Raw genomic sequence first — 20,285 nt, forward strand, 5'->3', positions numbered from 1 at the left:
AACAGCGGGGGGTGAGACGTTAAACCGGCAGGTCAGTCAGCCTTCTAGGGCGCGGATGCTGGTGCAGATGCGTTTGGCGGTCTCGGCGTCGAGAGCGTGCGGGACGCCGGTGTCGGCGGCGATCACCATGACGAAGGTTCCGCTGTCGGTGGGGAACGCCGCGGTGTAGATGGAGTACGCCTTCGCGCAGCCCGGCTTGGCCTCGGCGACGGTGCCGGTGGTCTCCACGAACACGCCGTGCTGGGATCCGTCCAGGGACGCCAGCGGCACGGGCGCGCCGGGTGTGCCGCCCGGGGTGCCCTGGTAGGCGAGGGCGGCGGTCTTGGTGCCGAGTTCGGTTGCCGCGCGAGCGGGGTCGGCGGTGTCCGAGCCGGTGAGGAAGGCGACCGTGCGGGTCGAGCCGGGGCAATAGCCCTTGCCCTCGCTGGCATAGCCTTTGCCCGCGACGGTGTTGGGCGGGTGGCCGAAGCCGCCGATGGTCTCCTGCGGGGCGATGGTCCAGTCGGCGGGCACGTCGTAGGCGGCGCCGTTCCCGGGCGCCGCGACCACCTGGAAGCCGGGGATGAGCGGGGTCATACCGCTCGCCCGGCCCGCGGTCGTCGTCGGCGCGCTCTTGGTGGCAGGTGCGAGCGGGCCCGTCGAGGTGAGCGCGCTGACCAGCGAGGGCGAGCCGCCCTGCGCGGAATCGTTCGATCCCTTCTTGGTCAGCGCCACGGCGCCCGCCGCGATAACGGCGACCAGCAGCACGACCGATCCGACCAGAAGCAGCGTCTTACCTCGGCCGCTCTCGTTCGGACGGTAGGGCGGCGATCCAGCGGACCCGTAGCCGGGCTGGTACTGCTCACGCGGGGCAGCGCCGTAGGACCCCGGCCCCTCGGCCGGTTGCCATGGGTAGTTCTGTTGCACGAACCGATCGGCGGTCGGGTGCCGGAGCACGACCGCGCCACCCCCGTCCGGATCGGGGGCCGAGGAGCTGCCGGAGGGCGGGGGTTGGTCGAACGCGCCCACCGGACGAGCGAACATGGGCGGATCCGCCTGCGGCGGCCACTGCCCAGGTGCCGCGGGTTCGCCGAGGGACTGGGCCAGCATCGTCGGATCGTTACGGCCGTCCTGCTCCGGGTGCGGGCGTCCGTCACGCAGGGACTGGGCGATCATCGTGGGGTCGGCCGTGCCGGGCGGCGTGACCGGACCACCCTGAGCAGCGGACCACTGAGGCGACGTTGGTTGCCCGGGTGGTTGCCATTGCAAGGTGGGGTTGGGGTGAGGCGGTGTGGGTTGCCCGTGCGGCTGCCATTGCATGGTCGGGTCGGGTTGGGGTGGCGCGGGTTGCCCGTGCGGCGCCCACTGCATGGCCGGGTCGGGCTGGGGATTCGGCTGCCCTGCGCTAGGTGATCGGCTCTCGCCTCCGTCACCGGAGGTAGCTGGCTGCCATTGCATTGTGGGGTCACTCTGCGCCGCAGACCCGGTTCGACTCTGGTGACCTGGTTGCTGTGCGTTCGGCGATTGCCCCGTATTCCCCGCGGCTCCGCGGTAACCGGCCGACTGCCAGGGATAGGACGGTTCGGGTCCGTCACCCGTCGCATGCGAACCGGGCCACTGGGACGTCGGGGGATACTCCGCCTGCCGGTCGCCGCCCGTGCTCGGCCGCCACTGCTCCGAATCACGGTCTGTCCCCTGCGGATTCGAGTCACGCTGCCATGGCGTGACCGGGCGCGCCGGTTCGTTCACCTCTGATGGCTCGGTGCCGGTCGGTGGCCACTGCGAAAACGGTTGCGGTGCATCGGATGGCGCGCCCGGATGCGTTCCGGACGCTGGGCGCCACGCGGCACCGGCATCATGATGCGCCGGGTCAGGATCGAAATGCGGTGCGCCGAACGGCTGTTGCCAGGGAGACGGGGGGGCGGCGGGCCGTCCGAGAGCTGGGTCGTCGCGCCGGTCGTCGAATTCGCTCACGACTGCCCCTCGCTAAGGATCGGCGCTGTCGTGCGCGAGGGCGCGTTGTGTTCCCGGTTCACCGGCTGGCGCTCGCTCACGACTGCGCCGCGCTGGGGCTCGGTTCTGTCGTGCGCGAGGGTGCGTTGTTTCCGGTTCACCGGCTGGCGCCCGCTCACGACTGCGCCCGGCTGTGTCGTGCGCGAGGGTGCGCTGGGTTCTCGGTTCACTCGCCGGCGCACGCTCACAATCTCCCCTACCTGACACAGCTCGTGGCAGGGGACTTTAGCGGGCGACGGCCTCCGATGCCGACACATCCCGGCCCGTGTCGGCTGCCGGTCGTTTCGGCGGCGCGGCGACCAGCGTCAACAGGGTTGCCTCCGGACGGCAGCAGAATCGGTACGGCGCCCATGGCGAGGTGCCGACGCCCGCGGAGACGTGCAGCTGGGTGTGCTCGCCCCACTTCGACGGGCCCTTCACCCGGGACCGGTCGATTCCGCAGTTGGTGACCAGCGCGCCGTAGCCGGGCAGGCAAAGCTGACCGCCGTGGGTGTGTCCGGCCAGCACCAGGTCGTAGCCGTCCTCGGCGAAGCGGTCCAGCACCCGCGGCTCGGGCGAGTGCGTGAGACCGATTCTCAGCTCGGCCATCGGATTCGGGGCGCCCGCGATGGTGTCGTAGCGGTCGCGCTGCAGGTGCGGGTCGTCCACACCGGCGGTGGCGATCCGGATACCGGCCACTTCGAGGTCGCGGCGCACGTGCGTCAAGTCCAGCCAGCCGCGCTCGGTGAAGGCCGCGCGGAGGTCCTTCCACGGCAGCGGCGCGCCGAAGGTGCGGCGGTGGTTCTTCTTGAAGTACTTCAGCGGGTTCTTCGCCACCGGCGCGAAGTAGTCGTTGCTGCCGAAAACGAAAAGACCAGGACGGGAAAGCAGTCCGCCGAGGGTCTGGACCACCGCGGGCACCGCCTTCTGGTGCGACAGGTTGTCGCCGGTGTTGATCACCAGATCCGGTTCCAGCCGGTCCAGCTCCCGCAGCCACTGCTGCTTGAGCTTCTGCCCCGGCATCATGTGCAGGTCACTGAGGTGCAGTACCCGCAGCGACGACGACCCCGGCGCCAGCACTGGCATGGTCGCCTCCCGAAGGATGAAGGCGTTGCGTTCGACCAGCGAGGCGTAGCCGATTCCGGCCACCGCGGCCCCGGCGGCTCCCAGCGCGGTCGTGCGTACAGCAGAGGTCGAGATCACGGGCATTTGCCCAGCATAGGTGACCTCGCTCGAGAGCGCCGAGTGTGTTTCGGCATAAGCGCCCAGTTCATGCCCGGGAAATCCGGGCGCCGCGGCGGAATGTAGTGGGACCGCCGCGTCGAAGCGGCTACCGTGAGCGGCATGTCGGAACTCAAATCGCAGCTGCGCGCGGACTTGACCGCCGCGATGAAAGCCAAGGACACGCTGCGCCTTTCCACGTTGCGGATGCTGCTTTCGGCGATCCAGACCGCCGAGGTCGCCGGCACCGAGGCGCGTGAGCTCACCGACGCCGAGGTCATCGCCGTGTTGCAGAAGGAGTCGAAGAAGCGCAACGAATCGGCCGAGGTCTACACACAGGCCGGGCGCGGCGACCTGGCGGCGAACGAGCACGCCGAGGCGCACATCATCGACGAGTATCTGCCGACCCAGCTGACCGACGCCGAGGTCGCCGATCTCGCCGACACCGCGATCGCTCAGGTCGCCGAGGAGATCGGCGCGCGGCCGGGCATGCGCCAAATGGGCCAGGTCATGAAGGTCGCCACCGGACTGGCCGCGGGCAAAGCCGACGGCTCGCGCATCTCGGCCGCGGTGAAGGCGCGGCTGTAGCGTCGAATCCGCGCCGCGACCTCAGGCCAGGAGGCGGTAGCCGCCTGATCACCGAGGGCTCCAGGGAGCGCATATCGAATAGAGAAAGGGGCCGCGAACCAAGTTCGCGGCCCCTTTCGTCTGCTCAGCGGGGGAGCGGGATCGGGATCGGGATAGGTGGCAGCCGCGGCAGTGGCGGCAGTCCCGGCGCTCCCGGCGGCGGTGGCGGCGGACCCGGCGGCGGCGCGGCCCGCACGGTGCCGTCGCTGATGTAGAGCGTGATCACCGAGCCGGGAATGGCCGAGCCGTTCGGCGCGGTCCCCATCACGGTGCCCTTGGGCCGGTCACCGGCGCCGGTCACCGGCGACACCTGGAAGCCCGCGGCGACCAGTGCGGCGGTGGCCTCGGCCTGCGTCTTGCCGACGACGTCGGGCACCTGGGCATTGTTGGCGCCGCGCACGTACTTGTCGTCCAGCGGCGGCAACGCGGGCGGCGGGAACAGCGTGATCACGGGCTTGATCGCGTTGAACCAGGTGCGGGCCGGTTCGTTACCGCCGAACAGGTTGCCGTCGCCGCAGTTGCGCAGCGGGAACGAGCAGATTTCCCCGGGCGTGGGGCTGTCGCCGTAGACGTAGGCCGCCGCGGCCAGCGCGTTGGTGAAGCCGAGGAAGGCCGAGGAGCGGTGACTCTCGGTGGTACCGGTCTTGCCGGACATCGGGTAGTTCCACTGCACCGACTGAGCCGCGGCCGCCGCGGTGCCCGCGGTGTCGTCCTTGCTCATCGCGTTCGCGAGGGTGTTCGCCAGGCCCGGCTCGACGACCTGCTCGCACGCCTGCTGGGTCAGCGGCACCTGCTTGCCCTGACGGTCGATGACCTCCTTGATCGGGTTCGGCGGGCACCACCGGCCGCCGGAACCCAGCGTCGCGGCGACGTTGGACAGCTCGAGCGGGTTGATCGCGACCGGACCGAGGGTGAACGAGCCGAGGTTCTGGTCCTTGATCATGTCGGCCAGGCTCTGGTTGCCGTGACCGGACGATCCCGGTTCGGTGAACGAGCGCATGCCCAGCCGGATCGCCATGTCGACGGTCGGGGTGACGCCGACGGCCTGGATCAGCTTGACGAACGCGGTGTTCGGCGAGGTGGCCAGCGCTTCGGTCACCGACATGGGCGACTTGTACCTGCCCGCGTTCTCCACGCAGTAGGTGGCGGGCGGGCAGCCGCGCGCGCCGCCGTTACCCATGCCCTTGGCCTCGAAGCGGCCCGGCACGTCGAGCTCGGCGCTGATGCCGAGGCCCTTCTCCATGGCCGCGGCGGTGGTGAAGATCTTGAAGATCGATCCGGCGCCGTCGCCGACCATCGAGTACGGCTGCGGCTGCACGGTCTCGTTCGCGTCCCGGTTCAGGCCGTAGGTGCGACTGCTGGCCATCGCGACCACCGGATGCGAGTCCTGTCCCGGCGCGACCACGGACATGACCTCGGCGATGTTGTCCAGGTTCGGGTTGGCCGCGTCCGTCACCGCCCGCTTGACCGAGTCCTGCACGGCGGGATCCAGGGTGGTCCTGATGAGGTAGCCGCCCTTGTCGATCTGCTCGCGGCTGATGCCCGCGTTCGCCAGGTATTGCAGCGCGTAGTCGCAGAAGAAGCCGCGATCGTTGGCGGCGATGCAGCCGCGCGGCAGGCCCTTGGGCTCCGGCAGCACGCCCAGCGGCTTGGTCTTGGCCTCGCGGAACTCGTCGGCGCGGCTGGGGATGTTCTGGATCATGGTGTCCAGCACCGTGTTGCGCCGGGCCAGCACGCCGTCGGGGTTGGTGTACGGGTTCAGTTTCGACGAGCTCTGCACCATGCCCGCCAGCATCGCGGCCTGTGACACGTTCAGATCGGCGGCGTCGACGCCGAAGTAGGTCTTCGCGGCGTCCTGCACGCCGTAGGACGAGTTACCGAACGGGACGAGGTTCAGGTACCGGGTGAGGATCTCGTCCTTGGTCAGCTCGCGGTCCAGCGTCAGCGCCATCCGGATCTCCCGGATCTTTCGCGCGGGGGTGGTCTCGATGGCGGCGCGCCGCTCGGCGTCGGTCTTGGCGACCACGAGCAGCTGGAAGTTCTTCACATACTGCTGATCCAGCGTCGACGCGCCCTGCTGCACTTCGCCGCTGGTGGTGTTGGTGAGGAACGCGCGCAGCGTGCCCTGCCAGTCGACGCCCTCGTGCTCGGCGAAGCGGCGGTCCTCGATGGACACGATCGCCAGCTTCATGTCGTTGGAGATCCGGTCGCTGGGCACCTCGAAGCGGCGTTGCTCGTACAGCCAGGCGATCGGATTGCCCGCCGCGTCGACCATGGTCGAGACCGCGGGCACCGTCCCCTCGACCAGCTCCGCGGAGACGTTGTCGACGGCGTCGGCGGCCCGATTGGAGACGAACCCGAAACCGCCGGCGAGCGGGAACAACAACCCGGCGACGAGCACGGAGGCCAGCACGCAACTGCCGGCCAGCCGCGCGAGCGTATGTGTGATCGGCACGAAACAAGATTACGGGTTGGGATTCGAGCGTTCCTGGCGGCATTTGTCCGACGCCTGGAACTGGTTGTTCCTGAACCGGAATCGGCGTGTCGCGCGATCACGTTGGGCGTGTCGGATGACGGCGCGCGCGCAATCTCCCTGACCGTCCCGGGTGCGCCCCCCTTTGCAGGCACGGACGTACCAAAAAATCTCGGGACGGTCTTGCGCAAGCGCCATACCTTTACCTAGATTGAGAACCCAGTGTGATAGAGCTAACACTCAAAGTGGAATGTGGTGCACTTCGCAGCGGGGTTTGGGTGCTGCGTGGTGACAACGCGATTCTGGAGCGCCGTTGACCCGGTGTTCGGACTGCAAAGGGGCACACCAAATGCACATGACAACCCCCATCGCTCGATTGGACGTGGAGCAGGCCGAAGCAAGGATCGCCTGGGTAGCCCAGGCCCGATGCAAGGAAGTGGATCCCGATCAGTTGTTCGTCCGCGGCGCGGCGCAGCGCAAAGCGGCGACGATCTGCAGGCACTGCCCGGTGCTCATGCAGTGTGGCGCCGATGCGCTCGACAATCGCGTCGAGTTCGGCGTATGGGGCGGCATGACCGAACGTCAGCGCCGCGCCCTGTTGAAGCAGCATCCGGAAGTGACCTCGTGGGCCGATTTCTTCCAGGCCCAGCGCCAGCATCAGGTGGCGATGTAGTCCCAGTGAACCGCGAAACGGAGCCCGCGCAAGCGGGCTCAGTTTCGTTTTAGGACCGGTATTTCCATTCGAGATATAGCGGATACGCCTAAGTATCAGGCGGTAGCCCGTGCCGTTCGGGTGAGCTGATCGCCCACCGCGCGCAGCGCGTCGAGATCGGACACTTCGAACGGCAGCGCCGTGACCGAGACGATCGGCACCCGCGGGTGCGCACCCGTGAAGCGCAGCAGCAGATGCTGCTCCCGTTTGTCGGTGGCGACGCGATGGGCGTGCACGCGCAACACCGCCGCGGTGAGCGGATCATCCTGTTCGAGCTGGTCGGCGGCGGTGAGCGCATGGTCGGCGGGCAGTGAGCTGAGCACCGGATGCGTGCGGTTGAGCACCAGCCCCGCCAGCGGCATGCGCTCGGTGGAGAGCCGGTCGACGAAGAACGAGGCCTCCCGCAGAGCGTCCGGCTCCGGGGCGGCCACCACCAGAAAATGCGTGCCGGGCTTGGACAGCATCGCGTAGGTCCGGTCGGCCCGCTCCTGGAAGCCGCCGAACAGCGACTCCAGGGACTGCAGGAAGTTCGACGCGTCCTTGAGCATCTGCCCGCCGACGATGGTGGACACGCCGCGCACCGCCAAGCTCATCGCGCCGGTCACCAACCGGGTCACGCCGCGACCGGGCGCCATGATCACCCGGATCATGCGGCCGTTGAGGAAGTTGCCGAGTCGCTTGGGAGCGTCCAAGAAGTCGAGGGCGTTTCGCGAGGGCGGGGTGTCGACCACGATCAGGTCCCACTCGCCCCGGTGGGCCAGCTGACCCAGCTTTTCCATCGCCATGTATTCCTGTGTGCCGCCGAAAGACGAGGCCACGGTCTGATAGAAGGGGTTGGCGAAGATCTGCTCGGCTTTCTCCGGGCTGGTGTGCTCGAGCACCATGTCGTCGAAGGTGCGACGCATATTGAGCATCATCGCGTGCAACTGGCCCTTGGCCTCCGGGCCGAGGGCCACCCGCTGCGGGGTGTTGTCCAGGTCGGCGACACCGAGTGACTGGGCCAGCCTGCGCGCCGGATCGATGGTGAGCACCACGACCTTGCGTCCCTGCTCGGCGGCGCGCAGCGCGATGGCGGCGGCCGTGGTCGTCTTCCCGACACCGCCGGAGCCGCAGCAGACCACCACGCGAGCCGAGGGATCGGCGATGATCCGCGAAATCTCCAGCGGGGCTGCCACGGGGTGGGTCGGGGTACTCATCGGACTCCCTGCGCGCTGAGATGTTCGGCTAATTCGTACAGTCCGCCCAGGTCCATCCCATCTGGGAGAGCAGGAAGGTACAGCCGCGAGATGTCGACCTTGGCCAGTTCCTCGGCACTGTCGTCCTGTGCTTGCAGAGTGGCGGAGTGCTCGACGGTTTCGGTCAGCAGGCCGCGGAAGTCGCCGTCGGACAAGGTGATCCCGGCGGAGGTCAGACCGGCGCGAATGGCGTCGGCGTCGAGATCGCCCTCGGCGGCCCTGGCGCGCAGTTCCCGCGGCAGCTGGCCTTCGGTCGCGCGGTTCACTATCACGGTGCCGATGCGCAGGTCGGCGGCGGTGAGTTCGGCGACGGCGTCGGCGGTTTCCTGCACCGGCAGCGCTTCGAGCAGGGTGACCAGGTGAACCATGGTCTCGTCGGAGTGCAGCAGCCGCGAAACGCCCTCGGCCTGCGAGGCGATCGGCCCGCCTTTGGCCACCTCCAGCATGGCCTTGGTGACGTCGAGGAAGCTGGCGATGCGACCGGTGGGCGGCGCGTCCACCACGATCTCGTCGTAGACCCGCCGACCGGACCTGTCCACGCGGACCGCGCACTCCTTGATCTTGCCGGTCAGGATGACATCGCGCAGACCGGGCGCGATCGTGGTGACGAACTCGATGGCTCCCATTCTGCGCATCGCCCGCCCCGCGAAGCCCAGGTTGTAGAACATGTCGAGGTATTCGAGGAAGGCGTGCTCGATGTCCAGCGCGAGCGCGACCACTTCGCCGCCGCCGTCGGCGGTGGCGATCCGTGTCTCGGTCGGTGGCAGCGGCGGCAGATCGAACAGCTGCGCGATCGACTGTCTGCTCTCCACCTCCACCAACAGCACGCGGCGCCCGCCCGCGGCGAGCGCCAGCGCCAGCGCCGCGGCGACCGTCGACTTACCCGTGCCTCCCTTACCGGAGACGTAGTGCAAGCGCGCCTGTTCGGCGCGCTTCGGCCACCGTGTGTCCGGCCTCGTCTCCGCCGAAAGCGGCACTGCTGTTGGTACTCCCACGATCGCGAGCCTATAACTCGTGGCCCGACCCCGGCCGCAGGCTCCGGCTACGCCGAGCTCCGGACACCGTTGCCTGCTCAGACAGCACCCATGTCGAGTGGATTGCGCGCACCGTGTCGGTTGGCTGTCCGCGGCGGCTTCCACTGGGCTGACCTCGTCTTTCGAGCGAAGCGGGACCGGGCGTCACCCGTTCGCGGCTCGGCTCGCATCCGACCGGCCACAGCGGTCGCCAGTCGTGGCCGGTCGGATGCGGCGTCCAGTCGCCGCGAACACGCAGCGCCGCGGGCGCGGCAAAGTGGACAGAGCTACGCTTCGCACATGAGTGATACGACCCTGTGGGAGTACGCGACCGTGCCATTGCTGACGCACGCGACGAAGCAGATCCTCGACCAGTGGGGAGCCGACGGCTGGGAGCTGGTCTCCGTGCTGCCCGGACCGACCGGTGAACAGCACGTCGCCTATCTCAAGCGGCCCCGGGTGGCGAAGTGACTCAGTGGGAGAAGAACCTCGCCGAGCTCGGATTCACCCTGCCCCCGGTCGTGCCCCCGGTCGCGGCGTACATTCCCGCGATCCGCACCGGGTCGCTCGTCTACACCTCCGGCCAGCTGCCGTTCGTGGACGGCCGGTTGTCCGCGGTCGGCAAGGTCGGAGCCGAGGTCTCGATCGAGGAGGCCAAGGAGGCCGCCCGGCTGTGCGCGCTGAACGCGCTGGCCGCGGTGCACGACCTGGTCGGGCTGGACGCGGTGGTGCGGATCGTGAAGGTGGTCGGATTCGTCGCCTCCGCACCGGGATTCGGCGACCAGCCGGTGGTGATCAACGGCGCGTCGGAGTTCCTCGGCCAGGTCTTCGGTGACGCGGGCAAGCACGCGCGTTCGGCCGTCGGCGTCTCCGAACTGCCCAGGAACACCCCCGTCGAGGTCGAGCTGATCGCCGAGGTCCGCTAGGCGTACCTCCGCCTTCGCTGCGGCCGTGCGCGGGCTGGGGACGGACTGCGTCCGGCTGCGCCCTTTCTGCGTACCTCCGCCTTCGCTGCGGCCGTGCGCGGGCTGGGGACGGACTGTGTCCGGCTGCGCCCTTTCTGCGTACCTCCGGCTTTCGCTGCGGCCGTGCGCGGGCTGGGGACGGACTGTGTCCGGCTGCGCCCTTTCTGCGTACCTCCGGCTTTCGCTCCGGCCGTGCGCGGGCTGGGAACGGACTGTGTCCGGCTGCGCCCTTTCTGCGTACCTCCGCTCATCGAGCCGGACTTTCCGGCACCGTTCTATCCGAGGTTTGCGATGACGTTGACACACCCCGCCTACGGGCAGCTGCGACAGGTCACCGAGACGGCGTCGGTGCTACTGGCCGACAATCCGGGCCAGATGACCCTGGAGGGAACCAACACCTGGATTCTGCGTGCGCCGGGCCGGTCGGACTGTGTGGTGATCGATCCGGGGCCGAAGGACAAGTCGCACAGCGCCGCGATCGCCGAGGCCACCGGAGGCGAGATCGCCCTCACCTTGATCACCCACCGCCATCACGACCACACCGGCGGCATCGATCGGCTCACCGAGCTGACCGGGACCACGGTGCGGGCCAAGGACTCCGGCTTCCTGCGCGGCTCGGACGCGCCCCTCGCCGACGGCGAGGTGATCGAGGCCGCGGGCCTGCGGATCACCGTGCTGGACACGCCGGGCCACACCGCCGACTCGGTGAGCTTCGTCCTCGACGACGCGGTACTGACCGGGGACACCATCCTCGGCGCGGGCACCACCGTGCTGGATTCCAGCGACGGCACGCTGGCCGACTACCTGTCGTCGCTGGACCGCCTGGTCGAGGTGGGCCGGGGCAAGGCGTTGCTGCCCGCGCACGGCCCGGACCATCCGGACCTGGAGCCGGTCGCGCGCTACTACATCGCGCATCGGCACGAGCGCCTCGACCAGGTGCGGGAGGCGCTGCGGGTGCTCGGCCCGGACGCGGGCGCGATGGCGGTGGTGCGCAAGGTGTACACCGACGTGGACAAGCGGCTGTGGCCAGCCGCACGCAGCTCGGTCCAGGCGCAGCTGGACTATCTGCGCGCGCACGGCTAGGGGCTACCTCGCCTCCGCTCGGGTCCGGCGCACAAGCGGCTACCTCGAGCCTCGGCCGGGTCGGGCGCACAAGTGGCTACCTCGAGCCTCCGCCGGGTCGGGCGCACAAGTGGCTACCTCGGAGCCTCCGCCGGGTCGTCGGGCGCACAAGTGGCTACCTCTGGCCTCCGCCGGGTCCGGCACATAAGCGGCTACCTCGGGCCTCCGCCGGGGCGGGCGCACAAGCGGCTACCCCGAGCTCCGCTGGTCCGGCGCGGGCTGACCACGGAGTTCATCCGGGTGCGCCTCTTCTGCGGGGAACGACAGCACGCCGGGTTCAGTGGAGCGCTGAATCCGGCGTGCCGTAGGACGTTCGTGCGTTACCGGGCGCGGCGGGCGAGCCGCTCGGAGTCGGAGATCAGCACGCTCTTGCCCTCCAGCCGCAGCCAGCCGCGGTGCGCGAAGTCGGCGAGCGCCTTGTTGACGGTCTCGCGGGAGGCGCCGACCAGCTGCGCGATCTCTTCCTGGGTGAGGTCGTGGGTGACCCGGAGGGCGCCCGCCTCCTGGGTGCCGAACCGCTGCGCGAGCTGCAACAGGGCCTTGGCCACCCGGCCGGGAACGTCGGTGAAGATCAGGTCGGCCAGGTTGTTGTTGGTCCGGCGCAGGCGGCGGGCGAGAACGCGCAGCAACTGCTCGGCGATCTCGGGTCGCTGGTCGATCCAGGTTTTGAGGGCGTCGCGGTCCATCGTCACCGCGCGCACCTCGGTCACCGTGGTGGCGGTGGAGGTACGCGGGCCGGGGTCGAAGATCGACAGCTCGCCGAACATGTCGGACGGGCCCATGATGGTCAGCAGGTTCTCGCGGCCATCGGGCGAACGACGGCCGATCTTCACCTTGCCGGACGTGATGATATACAGCCGGTCGCCCGGCTCACCCTCGTTGAAGATGACGTGGCCGCGCGGGAAATCCACCGGCTGAAGTTGCTTGGCGAGGGCGGCCACCGCAGTGGGCTCGACGCCCTGGAAGATGCCTGCTCTGGCGAGGGCCTCGTCCACGAATGTGCTCCTTATGGGAAATGGCTCTGTACCGGACCGAAGCGACTCGGCCAACAGCGCAGTCTACGCGGCGTGGTGACAGCGTAGTGATGGACACCACGTAACGAGTGGATTGCGTGGTGCAGCGCAGAACCGTACCAGTGTGATCAGCGGCGCCGGCGAGCGCCTTCGGAGTTACCCCCGCCGGGCCGACTCCGGGGCCGCCGAGTCAGCTCGCGCGGGCCACGTCCAGCTCATCGCCGCGGGAGCGGCGCCTGCGCATCCGGGCCACGGCGGCGGGCAGACCGAGCTTCGTCAGCTCCTTCACTTCGGCGTTGCTGGCCTTGTCCAGGTACTGCTGAACCTCTTCGTCGGGTTCGAGAAGCTTGCGGAGCCGATTCTCGACCCGCTCCATACCCAGTGCGAACAGCATCAACACCACTGGGAAGAGCACCACAGCGAGTCCTTGCATGACGAGCAGTAAACACGGTCCAGGTCTCAGATGGAACACGGCAACTGAACTGGAAGGGCAACGTTGCTCGGCGGTTCCGTATGGTGGACGCGTGCGCGTCTCCCCCTCCGTCTCCGCCGGGAACGGCCTTCCGTCCGCCTCCGAGCCTTCCGCAGCACAGCCTGGCGCCGCCGCGGCTCCGAAACGGAAAACTAGGGCGCGACAGGCGGAAACCCGGCTCGGGCTGGTACGAAGGGCACGCCGGATGAACCGGGAACTCGCGGTCGCCTTCCCCGATGCGCACTGCGAGCTCGACTTCACCACGCCGCTCGAATTGGCGGTCGCGACAATACTTTCCGCACAGTGCACCGACGAGCGCGTGAATCTCACCACGCCCGCGGTGTTCGCCCGCTACCCCGACGCACGCGCCTATGCCGAGGCCAACCGCGCGGAGCTGGAGGAATACCTTCGGCCGACCGGGTTCTTCCGGAACAAGGCCGCCGCGCTGATCGGTCTCGGGCAAGCGTTGCTCGAGCATCACGACGGTGAATTGCCTCACACCCTGACGGAACTGGTCCGGCTGCCCGGCATCGGGCGCAAAACCGCCAATGTCATCCTCGGTAACGCGTTCGGCGTCCCTGGCATCACCGTCGACACCCACTTCGGCCGTCTGGTGCGCCGCTGGGAATGGACCAGCGAAGAAGATCCGGTGAAGGTCGAGCACGCCGTCGGCGCGCTGATCGAGCGCAAGGAATGGACGATGCTCTCGCACCGGGTGATCTTCCACGGCCGACGCGTCTGCCACTCCCGCAAGCCCGCGTGCGGCGCGTGCATCCTGGCCAAGGACTGCCCGTCCTTCGGGGTCGGGCCGACCGATCCGGAGGCCGCGGCCAAGCTGGTGAAGGGCCCGGAGCGGGAGCATCTGCTCGAGCTGGTGGGCCGGTGAGTTCGGAGCCCTCGGGCAAAAGAAGTGCGGGACATGCGTGGCGTTGGGCACTTGCGGGCCTGATCGCGGTGCTGGCGCTGGCCGTCGCGGTGTGGCCGCGCGGGGACGACGCCGAGACGTCCACGCCACAGTCGCCCCGGATCACCTCCGGCGTATCCGGCGAATCCCGCGCCGCGGCCGGTCTGGCCGACTGCCCTCCTACCGCCACCACGGGGAACGGCCCGCTGGCCGGGATAACGTTGACCTGCCTGGCAGACGGCAGGCCGGTCGATGTGGCCGCCGCGCTGGCGGGCAAGCCCGCCCTGCTGAACCTGTGGGCCTACTGGTGCGCACCATGCGCCCAGGAGTTGCCGTATTTGCAGCAATACGCACAACGAGCTGGGAACGCGATTACCGTGCTGACCGTGCACAGCGACCCTGATGAAGCCAAGGCACTGGCCAGGCTGGCCGGACTGAATGTGAAGCTGCCCGGCGTGTTCGACGCCGACGCGCGGGTGCGCACGGCGGTCGGAGCCCCGGCGGTGTTGCCGGTCTCGGTGCTGGTGCGGGCCGATGGCTCGGTCGCCGATGTCGTGGTCCGGGCATTCGAGGGGGTCGACGACATCGCGAACACGGTCGCGCGCGAACTCGGAGTGGCCGCATGACCATGCGTGACGGTGCGGGCGTTCGGCCGGGTCGGCGGGTGCGGGGAGGGATGCGATGACCATCGAGATACCACGTGACATTCCGAAATGGCTGCTCAGATCGGCCGAACCCGCTGAAGACGCCGCCGACACGTTGACCAAAGCGCGTGCCCTGCGCCGGGCACTGACCCTGACCTCGACACCGCGCCAAGCCGCGGTGCTCGTGCTGTTCGGCGGCTCGCCCGAGGCGAACCCGGAGGCGCAGGGCGGACTGCCCGCCGACGCGGAGGTGCTGCTCACCCAGCGCGCCTCCACCATGCGTCAGCATCGCGGTCAGGTCGCCTTTCCCGGTGGTGCGGTGGACCCCGGCGACTCCGGCCCGATCGACACGGCCCTGCGCGAGGCCTGCGAGGAAACCGGCCTGGACCGTTCGGGCGTGGAACCGTTCGCGGTGCTGCCCACATTGTTCGTGCCGCCGTCCCGGTTCGACGTCACGCCGGTCATCGCGTACTGGCGCACGCCGGGCCAGGTCGGGGTCGTCAACGAGAGCGAGACCGAGCGCGTGGTGCGCGTTCCGCTCGTGCGGCTGCTCGATCCGGCGAACCGCTTCGTCGTCCGCAGCACCCTCGGCTACCAGAGCCCGGCGTTCCAGGTGGACGGAATGCTGGTCTGGGGGCTGACCGGCGGCATACTCGCCGGGATCAGCAAAGCCTCCGGCTGGGATCGCGAGTGGGACCACGAGGACGTTCGTGACCTGGAAACCGCACTCGCCGCCGTGGGGATGACCTTATGAGTTCGTCGGCCTGGCTCGACATCGCCGTCGTGCTGCTCGCCTTGCTCGCCGCCTCCTCCGGGTGGCGGCAGGGGGCGGTGGCCTCCGCGCTGGCCTTCCTGGGCGTGGTGCTCGGCGCCGTCGCGGGCATCTTGATCGCGCCGCACATCCTGGTGCACGTCGACGAGGGCCGGACCAGAGTGCTCACCGGCGTACTGCTCATCGTGGTGCTGGTGATCGTCGGCGAGGTCGCGGGCATGGTGCTCGGCCGCGCCGCGCGCAGCGGTATGCGCCATCCGTTCACGCGCAGCGTGGACAGCGTGGTCGGCGCGGGGTTGCAGGCGGTCGCCGTGCTGGTCACGGCGTGGCTGCTCGCGTTGCCGCTGGCCACCTCATCGCAGCCGGCCATCGCGACCGCGATCAACGGCTCGCGGGTGCTGGCCGACGTCAACGATGTCGCGCCGAACTGGCTGCGCCGCCTGCCCAACGAGTTCTCCAAGCTGCTCAACACCTCGGGCCTGCCGGACGTGATCGGCCCGTTCGGGCGGGCGCCGATCGCGGCCGTCGAACCACCCGATCCGAGCGTGCTCGCCAGCCCGGTCGCGGCGTCCCTGCAACAGAGTGTGCTGCGCATTCGCGGCGTGGCGCCGAGTTGCCAGCGGGCGCTGGAGGGCTCGGGCTTCGTGATCGCGCCGGAGCGCGTGATGACCAACGCCCACGTCGTCGCGGGCACCACGAGCGTCTCGGTGGACACCCCGCGCGGTCCGTTGGACGCGAATGTGGTCCTGTTCGACCCGTCCAAGGACGTCGCGGTGCTCGCGGTGCCCGGACTGACCGCCCCGGTGGTCCCGCGCGCGCCCGCGCCCGCACGCTCCGGCGACAGCGCCATCGTGCTCGGCTACCCGGGCGGCGGCCCGTACACCGCGAGTGCGGCCAGGGTCCGGGAGACGCTGGATCTGACCGGCCCGACGATCTACCGCAACGGCACCGTCGAACGCGAGGTCTACACCGTCCGCGGCCAGGTCAGGGCGGGCAATTCCGGTGGACCGCTGGTGGATACCGAAGGGCAGGTGCTCGGCGTGGTCTTCGGCGCCGCGGTCACCGACGACGACACCGGCTACGTGCTCACGCTCGCGGAGGTCCGCGCTCAGCTCGACGCGGCCGCGAGGTCCGAGATCGCGGTCGAGACCGGAGCCTGCGTCCTGAGCTGAATCGAACGTGGACCATGCGGCGTGTTAGGTGGCGGCTTTCGCTGGCCCGGCCGGCGCGGATCCGGTGACGAGCTCGGGCGGCGTCGGGATAGCGGGTGCCTGCGGCACCTCCGCCGTGGGCGGGGTCGGGGAGAGCTCGGGCAGGCTTCATCAACTGTCGCGGGCGCGGGCTGCGGGCAGGTTTCGGTCTGGCGGCGCCCTTGCGCTGCATCCGTGGTTGGTGCTGCCTCGGTTCTCGCTGCCCTGAATGCGGGGCTGCGGCGGGCGTCGTCCGGGCCGCCATCCGAGTTCGGTGAGACGTTCAGGCGAGGAGTTTGGCCAGCTCCGTCGTGACGGCGTCGGGGCTCTCCTGATGGGCGAAGTGCCCGGCCGCCGGTATGCCGACCAGACGCCGTTCCGGCGAGAGGTACTGGGCGCGACGGAAGGTCCCGGGCAGCACATAAGGGTCGAGGTCGCCGCGCATGGTGAGGACCGGGATGCGGATCGGCTCGCGCATGGTCGCCATGAACCGGCGGCCGTCCGGACGCCACTGGCTGCGGAAGGCCCACCGCTGGTATTCCAACGCGCAGTGCGCGGCGCCGGGGATCTGGATGGCCGAGCGCATCCGCCGGGCCGTGTCGACGAATTCGGCGGTGCCCGCCCATCCCGGGCTGACTCGTTGCCGCAGCAGCCGTTCCACCTCGAAGCCGTCGGCGGTGGTCAGCAAGTGCTCGCCGTAGCGGGGCAGCTGGTAGCGCAGGAAGTTGGGCAGCCAGGCCGCGCGCTGACGGCGGTTGCGCAGCACGGCGCTTTTCAGCGCCGCCGGATGCGGTGAGCTGACCAGCGCGATCGAGCGAACCAGCCGCGGGTGCAGCACCGCGGTGGTCCAGCAGACCAGTCCGCCGTCGGCGTGCCCGACCAGGGTGGCCTCGGTGTAGCCGAGGGCGCGGATGAGCCCGGCGACGTCACCGGCCAGGGTCCAGCCGTCGTAGCCGCGCGGCGGCTTGTCGCTGTCGCCGTAGCCGCGCAGGTCGACGGCCACGGTGCGATAGCCCAGCTCGGCAAGGCCGGTCAGCTGATGCCGCCATGACCACCAGAAGTCCGCGAATCCGTGCAGGAGCACGACCAGCGGGGCATCGGATCGCTCGGGCACCGCCTCGACGACGTGGAATCGAATGCCGTTGGCATGAACGTCCCGATGGGTCCACGGTCCGTCGTAACGGACGCTGGACGGATCCGGAAGGAAGTTCGCCGACACGCCGATCGAGCCTAGTAGCCGCCCCACCGGCTCGCGAACGCGCGGCTAGGAAGTCCGCTTCTCCAGCGCGAGATGGTCCTCGGGTCCGCCCAGCGAGTGCGGCAGCACCGTGCGCGCCTGCTTGAGCGAGTCGATGGTCTTCTCCGGCGCGCGCAGCTTCTTCACTCGCCGGTAGCCGAGGAACGCGAGCACCGCGGTCGCCACGATCATGAGTCCGAAGACGATCAGGAAGGCCGCCCACCGCGCCAGCCACACGTCGAGCAGCTCGCCGAGGAAGAAGAAAAAGAAGAAGGTGCTGAACAGCAGCACGGTCAGCGCCAGGATGAAGTAGACGCTGCCCTGCAGGCCCTTCTTGATCTCACCGGTGACCTCGGCCTTGGCCAGTGCCACCTCGGCGCGGACCAGGGTCGACATCTGCTCGGCGGCGTCGCGAACCAGGGTTCCGAAGCTTGCCGAGCCGAGTGGGTCGGCGTCTGTGAGGGGGATGGAGGTCACCGTACGACCGCGTTGCGCGTCGTTCCCGTTGCCGCCGTGGTTGAAACTCACTTGGTCGACCCTTCTCCCTATCCGGGCACTGCTCGGCCCCGTTCGCCGCGGCGCTCCCGGTGCCGTCCACCGGTCACGCAGGCTACCGCTTCCGGGCTCGTCGCTCGCGCCGCCTCTACTCTTCACGTTCTAGCGCACGGGCGTCCCGCCGCGCTTGGTGGACACGCCCGCGTCGCAACAGTAGCGCCGAACCGGCGAGCGACGCCGCCATTGATGCCACCAACACAGCGGTCTTCGCCAATTCGACCGAGGAACCGTCCGCGACGTCGGCGAGCGCCAGTTCCGCCACGAGAAGGCTAACGGTGAAGCCGATTCCGCCGAGCACCGCCAGGGCGACCATATCCCGCCAGCCGAGTTCGCTCGGACGGCTCGCGATGCCGAGCCGGATCGCCACCCAGCTCACCCCGAAGATGCCGAGCGGCTTGCCCACCAGGAGACCGAGAATCACGGCGAGCGCGAGCCTGTCACTGAACAGCTCACCGAAAACATTGGCGGTCAATGGAACTCCGGCCGCGAAGAGCGCGAATAACGGAACGCATAGGCCGGCCGAGACCGGTTGGAACAGGTGCTCCAGTCGCGTGGCGGGCGCCTGCTCCTCGTCGGGGTCGGGACGGGCCCTGGTGAGCAAGCCGAGCACGACACCAGCGATGGTGGCGTGAATACCCGCCTCGTGCAATGCGTACCAGGACACCAGCGCCAGCGGGACATAGAGCAACGGCGTGCCGACCCTGTTGCGCTGTGCCAGCGCCCATGCGGCGAAGCACCCGGCCGCGGCGAGCAGCCACAGCAGCGACACCGTAGTGGTGAACAGCACCGCGATCAGGACGATCGCCATCAGGTCGTCGACCACCGCCAGACTGAGCAGGAAAACGCGCGCGCCCGCGGGAATGCGCGAGCCGGTCAACGCGAGCACGGCGAGCGCGAACGCGATATCGGTGGCGACCGGAATGGCCCAGCCCCGGTCCATGCCGGGGACGCCGAACCCCACCACCGCCGCGATCAGCGCGGGGATCACCACACCGCCGATCGCCGCGATCACCGGTAACGTGGCGCGCTTGCGGTCGGCGAGTTCGCCGACCACGAGTTCCCGTTTGAGCTCCAGACCGGCGACGAAGAAGAACACCGCGAGCAGGCCGTCTTTGGTCCAGTCGGCGAGGGTGAGTTCCAGATGTAACGGCCGGATCGCGACGACTGTCTCGGTCATCGTCCGATAGCTCGCACCCCACGGCGAGTTCACCCACAGCAACGCTGCCGCCGCCGCGATCAGAAGCAGTGCGCCACCAACGGTTTCGGTGCGCAGATAACGGGATAGCTCGGAGCGCACCTGTGTGATCACGGGAAACCTTTCGGGCGATGGTCAGGCCGAGTGGACGCGGTGACCACCGACGTCGGCGTACGGTGCGCGTCCGTTCGCCGACCAGACTTCCCGGCACTCCTTACGCAATTCTAACGGTTGCGGCCGGTGACGAAGTCCGCCACCGGCCGCAACCGTGCTGTCCGGGTCAGCCCTTGCCCGCTCGGATCGCCTCGAATACTTTCGGGTCGACGAGGGTGGAGGTGTCGCCGAGTTCGCGTCCTTCGGCGATGTCGCGCAGGAGGCGGCGCATGATCTTGCCGCTGCGGGTTTTGGGCAGTTCGGGGACGATGTGGATCTCGCGGGGCCGGGCGATGGGGCTGATCTCGCGGGCGACTTCGGTTTTCAGTTCGGTGATCAGGTCTTCGCCGGTGTCGATGGCCTCGGCGGTGAGGATGACGAAGGCGACGATGCCTTGGCCGGTGGTGGCGTCACTCGCGCCGACCACGGCGGCCTCGGCGACGCCGGAGTGGCCGACGAGGGCGGATTCGACTTCGGCGGTGGAGATGCGGTGGCCGGAGACGTTCATGACGTCGTCGACGCGGCCGAGTACCCACAGGTCGCCGTCGGTGTCGAGTTTGGCGCCGTCACCGGCGAAGTAGAAGCCTTGTTCGGCGAAGCGTTCCCAGTAGGTGGCGCGGTAGCGGTCGGGGTCGCCCCAGATGCCGCGCAGCATCGATGGCCACGGCTGGTCGAGCACGAGGTAGCCGTTGGCTTCGGTTTCGCCGAGTGGGACGGGGTTGCCGTCCTCGTCGACGACTTGGGCGGAGATTCCGGGCAGCGGGGTCATGGCCGCGCCCGGTTTGGCGTGGGTGAGGCCGGGCAGTGGGGT

The 20,285-nt window shown here is 69.2% G+C and carries 20 protein-coding genes; 9 read left to right on the forward strand and 11 right to left on the reverse strand.

The features are described 5' to 3' along the window. Positions 1–36 precede the first annotated feature (36 nt). Together ON34_RS01375 and ON34_RS01380 are read right to left on the reverse strand one after the other, a co-directional pair. Positions 37–1,155, reverse strand: coding sequence for a DUF8017 domain-containing protein (locus ON34_RS01375; RefSeq protein ID WP_040773049.1), 1,119 nt, complete (start codon positions 1,153–1,155; stop codon positions 37–39). Between the two features lie 1,062 nt (positions 1,156–2,217). Next, complete coding sequence (locus ON34_RS01380; protein ID WP_051022039.1) at positions 2,218–3,180, reverse strand: metallophosphoesterase; 963 nt, start codon at positions 3,178–3,180, stop codon at positions 2,218–2,220. Between the two features lie 135 nt (positions 3,181–3,315). Between ON34_RS01380 and ON34_RS01385 the strand changes: the two genes are divergently transcribed. Continuing rightward, a complete protein-coding gene (locus ON34_RS01385) occupies positions 3,316–3,780 on the forward strand; it encodes a GatB/YqeY domain-containing protein (protein ID WP_040773052.1) in 465 nt (154 codons plus the stop codon). A gap of 124 nt (positions 3,781–3,904) precedes the next feature. Here ON34_RS01385 and ON34_RS01390 read toward each other — a convergent pair whose 3' ends face one another. After that, complete coding sequence (locus tag ON34_RS01390; protein ID WP_040773055.1) at positions 3,905–6,274, reverse strand: penicillin-binding protein; 2,370 nt, start codon at positions 6,272–6,274, stop codon at positions 3,905–3,907. 367 nt (positions 6,275–6,641) lie between these two features. Here ON34_RS01390 and ON34_RS01395 point away from each other — a divergent pair, with 367 nt between their 5' ends. Continuing rightward, positions 6,642–6,965, forward strand: coding sequence for a WhiB family transcriptional regulator (locus ON34_RS01395; RefSeq protein WP_014981178.1), 324 nt, complete (start codon positions 6,642–6,644; stop codon positions 6,963–6,965). A 95-nt stretch (positions 6,966–7,060) separates the two neighbouring features. On the opposite strand, the gene bagB is transcribed toward ON34_RS01395, so the two are convergent. Both bagB and bagA read right to left on the reverse strand, forming a co-directional pair. Continuing rightward, complete coding sequence (bagB, locus tag ON34_RS01400; protein WP_040773062.1) at positions 7,061–8,200, reverse strand: ATPase BagB; 1,140 nt, start codon at positions 8,198–8,200, stop codon at positions 7,061–7,063. Beyond that, positions 8,197–9,234, reverse strand: coding sequence for an ATPase BagA (gene bagA / locus ON34_RS01405; RefSeq protein WP_373291841.1), 1,038 nt, complete (start codon positions 9,232–9,234; stop codon positions 8,197–8,199). Before bagA ends, bagB begins: the two co-directional genes overlap by 4 nt. A gap of 318 nt (positions 9,235–9,552) precedes the next feature. Here bagA and sp36 point away from each other — a divergent pair, with 318 nt between their 5' ends. The 3 genes from sp36 (at position 9,553) to ON34_RS01415 (ending at position 11,300) form a co-directional block, all read left to right on the forward strand. Then, positions 9,553–9,723: a Sp36 family protein gene (sp36, locus tag ON34_RS35455; RefSeq protein WP_085996993.1), complete on the forward strand. Its 171-nt coding sequence runs from the start codon at positions 9,553–9,555 to the stop codon at positions 9,721–9,723. Continuing rightward, positions 9,720–10,178, forward strand: coding sequence for a RidA family protein (locus tag ON34_RS01410; protein ID WP_040773068.1), 459 nt, complete (start codon positions 9,720–9,722; stop codon positions 10,176–10,178). The genes sp36 and ON34_RS01410 overlap by 4 nt, the downstream gene beginning before the upstream one ends. A 330-nt stretch (positions 10,179–10,508) precedes the next feature. Then, positions 10,509–11,300 (forward strand): MBL fold metallo-hydrolase, encoded by a 792-nt coding sequence (locus ON34_RS01415; RefSeq protein ID WP_040773071.1) that lies wholly within the window; start codon positions 10,509–10,511, stop codon positions 11,298–11,300. A 359-nt stretch (positions 11,301–11,659) separates the two neighbouring features. On the opposite strand, the gene ON34_RS01420 is transcribed toward ON34_RS01415, so the two are convergent. Both ON34_RS01420 and ON34_RS01425 read right to left on the reverse strand, forming a co-directional pair. Continuing rightward, positions 11,660–12,334 carry a Crp/Fnr family transcriptional regulator gene (locus ON34_RS01420; RefSeq protein ID WP_039794544.1) on the reverse strand — a complete coding sequence of 225 codons (675 nt, stop codon included), beginning with the start codon at positions 12,332–12,334 and terminating at the stop codon, positions 11,660–11,662. A 208-nt stretch (positions 12,335–12,542) separates the two neighbouring features. Beyond that, positions 12,543–12,785 carry a hypothetical protein gene (locus ON34_RS01425; RefSeq protein WP_040773075.1) on the reverse strand — a complete coding sequence of 81 codons (243 nt, stop codon included), beginning with the start codon at positions 12,783–12,785 and terminating at the stop codon, positions 12,543–12,545. A 223-nt stretch (positions 12,786–13,008) separates the two neighbouring features. On the opposite strand from ON34_RS01425, the gene nth reads away from it, so the two are divergent. The 4 genes from nth to ON34_RS01445 are packed head-to-tail and all read left to right on the forward strand — an operon-like array spanning position 13,009 to position 16,316. Further along, complete coding sequence (nth, locus tag ON34_RS01430; protein WP_051022046.1) at positions 13,009–13,710, forward strand: endonuclease III; 702 nt, start codon at positions 13,009–13,011, stop codon at positions 13,708–13,710. Beyond that, positions 13,707–14,354, forward strand: a complete 648-nt coding sequence (locus tag ON34_RS01435) for a TlpA family protein disulfide reductase (RefSeq protein ID WP_245547835.1) — start codon at positions 13,707–13,709, stop codon at positions 14,352–14,354. The genes nth and ON34_RS01435 overlap by 4 nt, the downstream gene beginning before the upstream one ends. A gap of 55 nt (positions 14,355–14,409) precedes the next feature. Continuing rightward, entirely contained in the window at positions 14,410–15,126 is a 717-nt protein-coding gene (locus tag ON34_RS01440; protein WP_040773080.1) for an NUDIX hydrolase, read from the forward strand. Continuing rightward, positions 15,123–16,316, forward strand: a complete 1,194-nt coding sequence (locus ON34_RS01445; protein ID WP_040773083.1) for a MarP family serine protease — start codon at positions 15,123–15,125, stop codon at positions 16,314–16,316. The genes ON34_RS01440 and ON34_RS01445 overlap by 4 nt, the downstream gene beginning before the upstream one ends. Positions 16,317–16,617: 301 nt before the next feature. On the opposite strand, the gene ON34_RS01450 is transcribed toward ON34_RS01445, so the two are convergent. The 4 genes from ON34_RS01450 to ON34_RS01465 all read right to left on the reverse strand — a co-directional run. Further along, positions 16,618–17,553, reverse strand: coding sequence for an alpha/beta fold hydrolase (locus ON34_RS01450; protein ID WP_040773086.1), 936 nt, complete (start codon positions 17,551–17,553; stop codon positions 16,618–16,620). Between the two features lie 45 nt (positions 17,554–17,598). Then, positions 17,599–18,099: a phage holin family protein gene (locus tag ON34_RS01455; protein ID WP_040773089.1), complete on the reverse strand. Its 501-nt coding sequence runs from the start codon at positions 18,097–18,099 to the stop codon at positions 17,599–17,601. A gap of 115 nt (positions 18,100–18,214) precedes the next feature. Continuing rightward, positions 18,215–19,432: a Na+/H+ antiporter NhaA gene (gene nhaA / locus ON34_RS01460; protein WP_040773127.1), complete on the reverse strand. Its 1,218-nt coding sequence runs from the start codon at positions 19,430–19,432 to the stop codon at positions 18,215–18,217. Between the two features lie 169 nt (positions 19,433–19,601). Beyond that, positions 19,602–20,285, reverse strand: a 684-nt coding sequence (locus ON34_RS01465; protein ID WP_157172140.1) for an AMP-binding enzyme, incomplete at its 5' end; no start/stop codon positions are given.

This window comes from Nocardia pneumoniae NBRC 100136, assembly GCF_000308755.1.
GTDB lineage: Bacteria > Actinomycetota > Actinomycetes > Mycobacteriales > Mycobacteriaceae > Nocardia > Nocardia pneumoniae.

Coding starts and splice junctions, on each gene's coding strand:
- ON34_RS01375 (WP_040773049.1), bottom strand. CDS start 1,155: ATGATCGCCCAGTCCCTGCGTGACGGACGCCCGCACCCGGAGCAGGAC.
- ON34_RS01380 (WP_051022039.1), bottom strand. CDS start 3,180: ATGCCCGTGATCTCGACCTCTGCTGTACGCACGACCGCGCTGGGAGCC.
- ON34_RS01385 (WP_040773052.1), top strand. CDS start 3,316: ATGTCGGAACTCAAATCGCAGCTGCGCGCGGACTTGACCGCCGCGATG.
- ON34_RS01395 (WP_014981178.1), top strand. CDS start 6,642: ATGCACATGACAACCCCCATCGCTCGATTGGACGTGGAGCAGGCCGAA.
- bagB (WP_040773062.1), bottom strand. CDS start 8,200: ATGAGTACCCCGACCCACCCCGTGGCAGCCCCGCTGGAGATTTCGCGG.
- sp36 (WP_085996993.1), top strand. CDS start 9,553: ATGAGTGATACGACCCTGTGGGAGTACGCGACCGTGCCATTGCTGACG.
- ON34_RS01415 (WP_040773071.1), top strand. CDS start 10,509: ATGACGTTGACACACCCCGCCTACGGGCAGCTGCGACAGGTCACCGAG.
- ON34_RS01425 (WP_040773075.1), bottom strand. CDS start 12,785: ATGCAAGGACTCGCTGTGGTGCTCTTCCCAGTGGTGTTGATGCTGTTC.
- ON34_RS01440 (WP_040773080.1), top strand. CDS start 14,410: ATGACCATCGAGATACCACGTGACATTCCGAAATGGCTGCTCAGATCG.
- ON34_RS01445 (WP_040773083.1), top strand. CDS start 15,123: ATGAGTTCGTCGGCCTGGCTCGACATCGCCGTCGTGCTGCTCGCCTTG.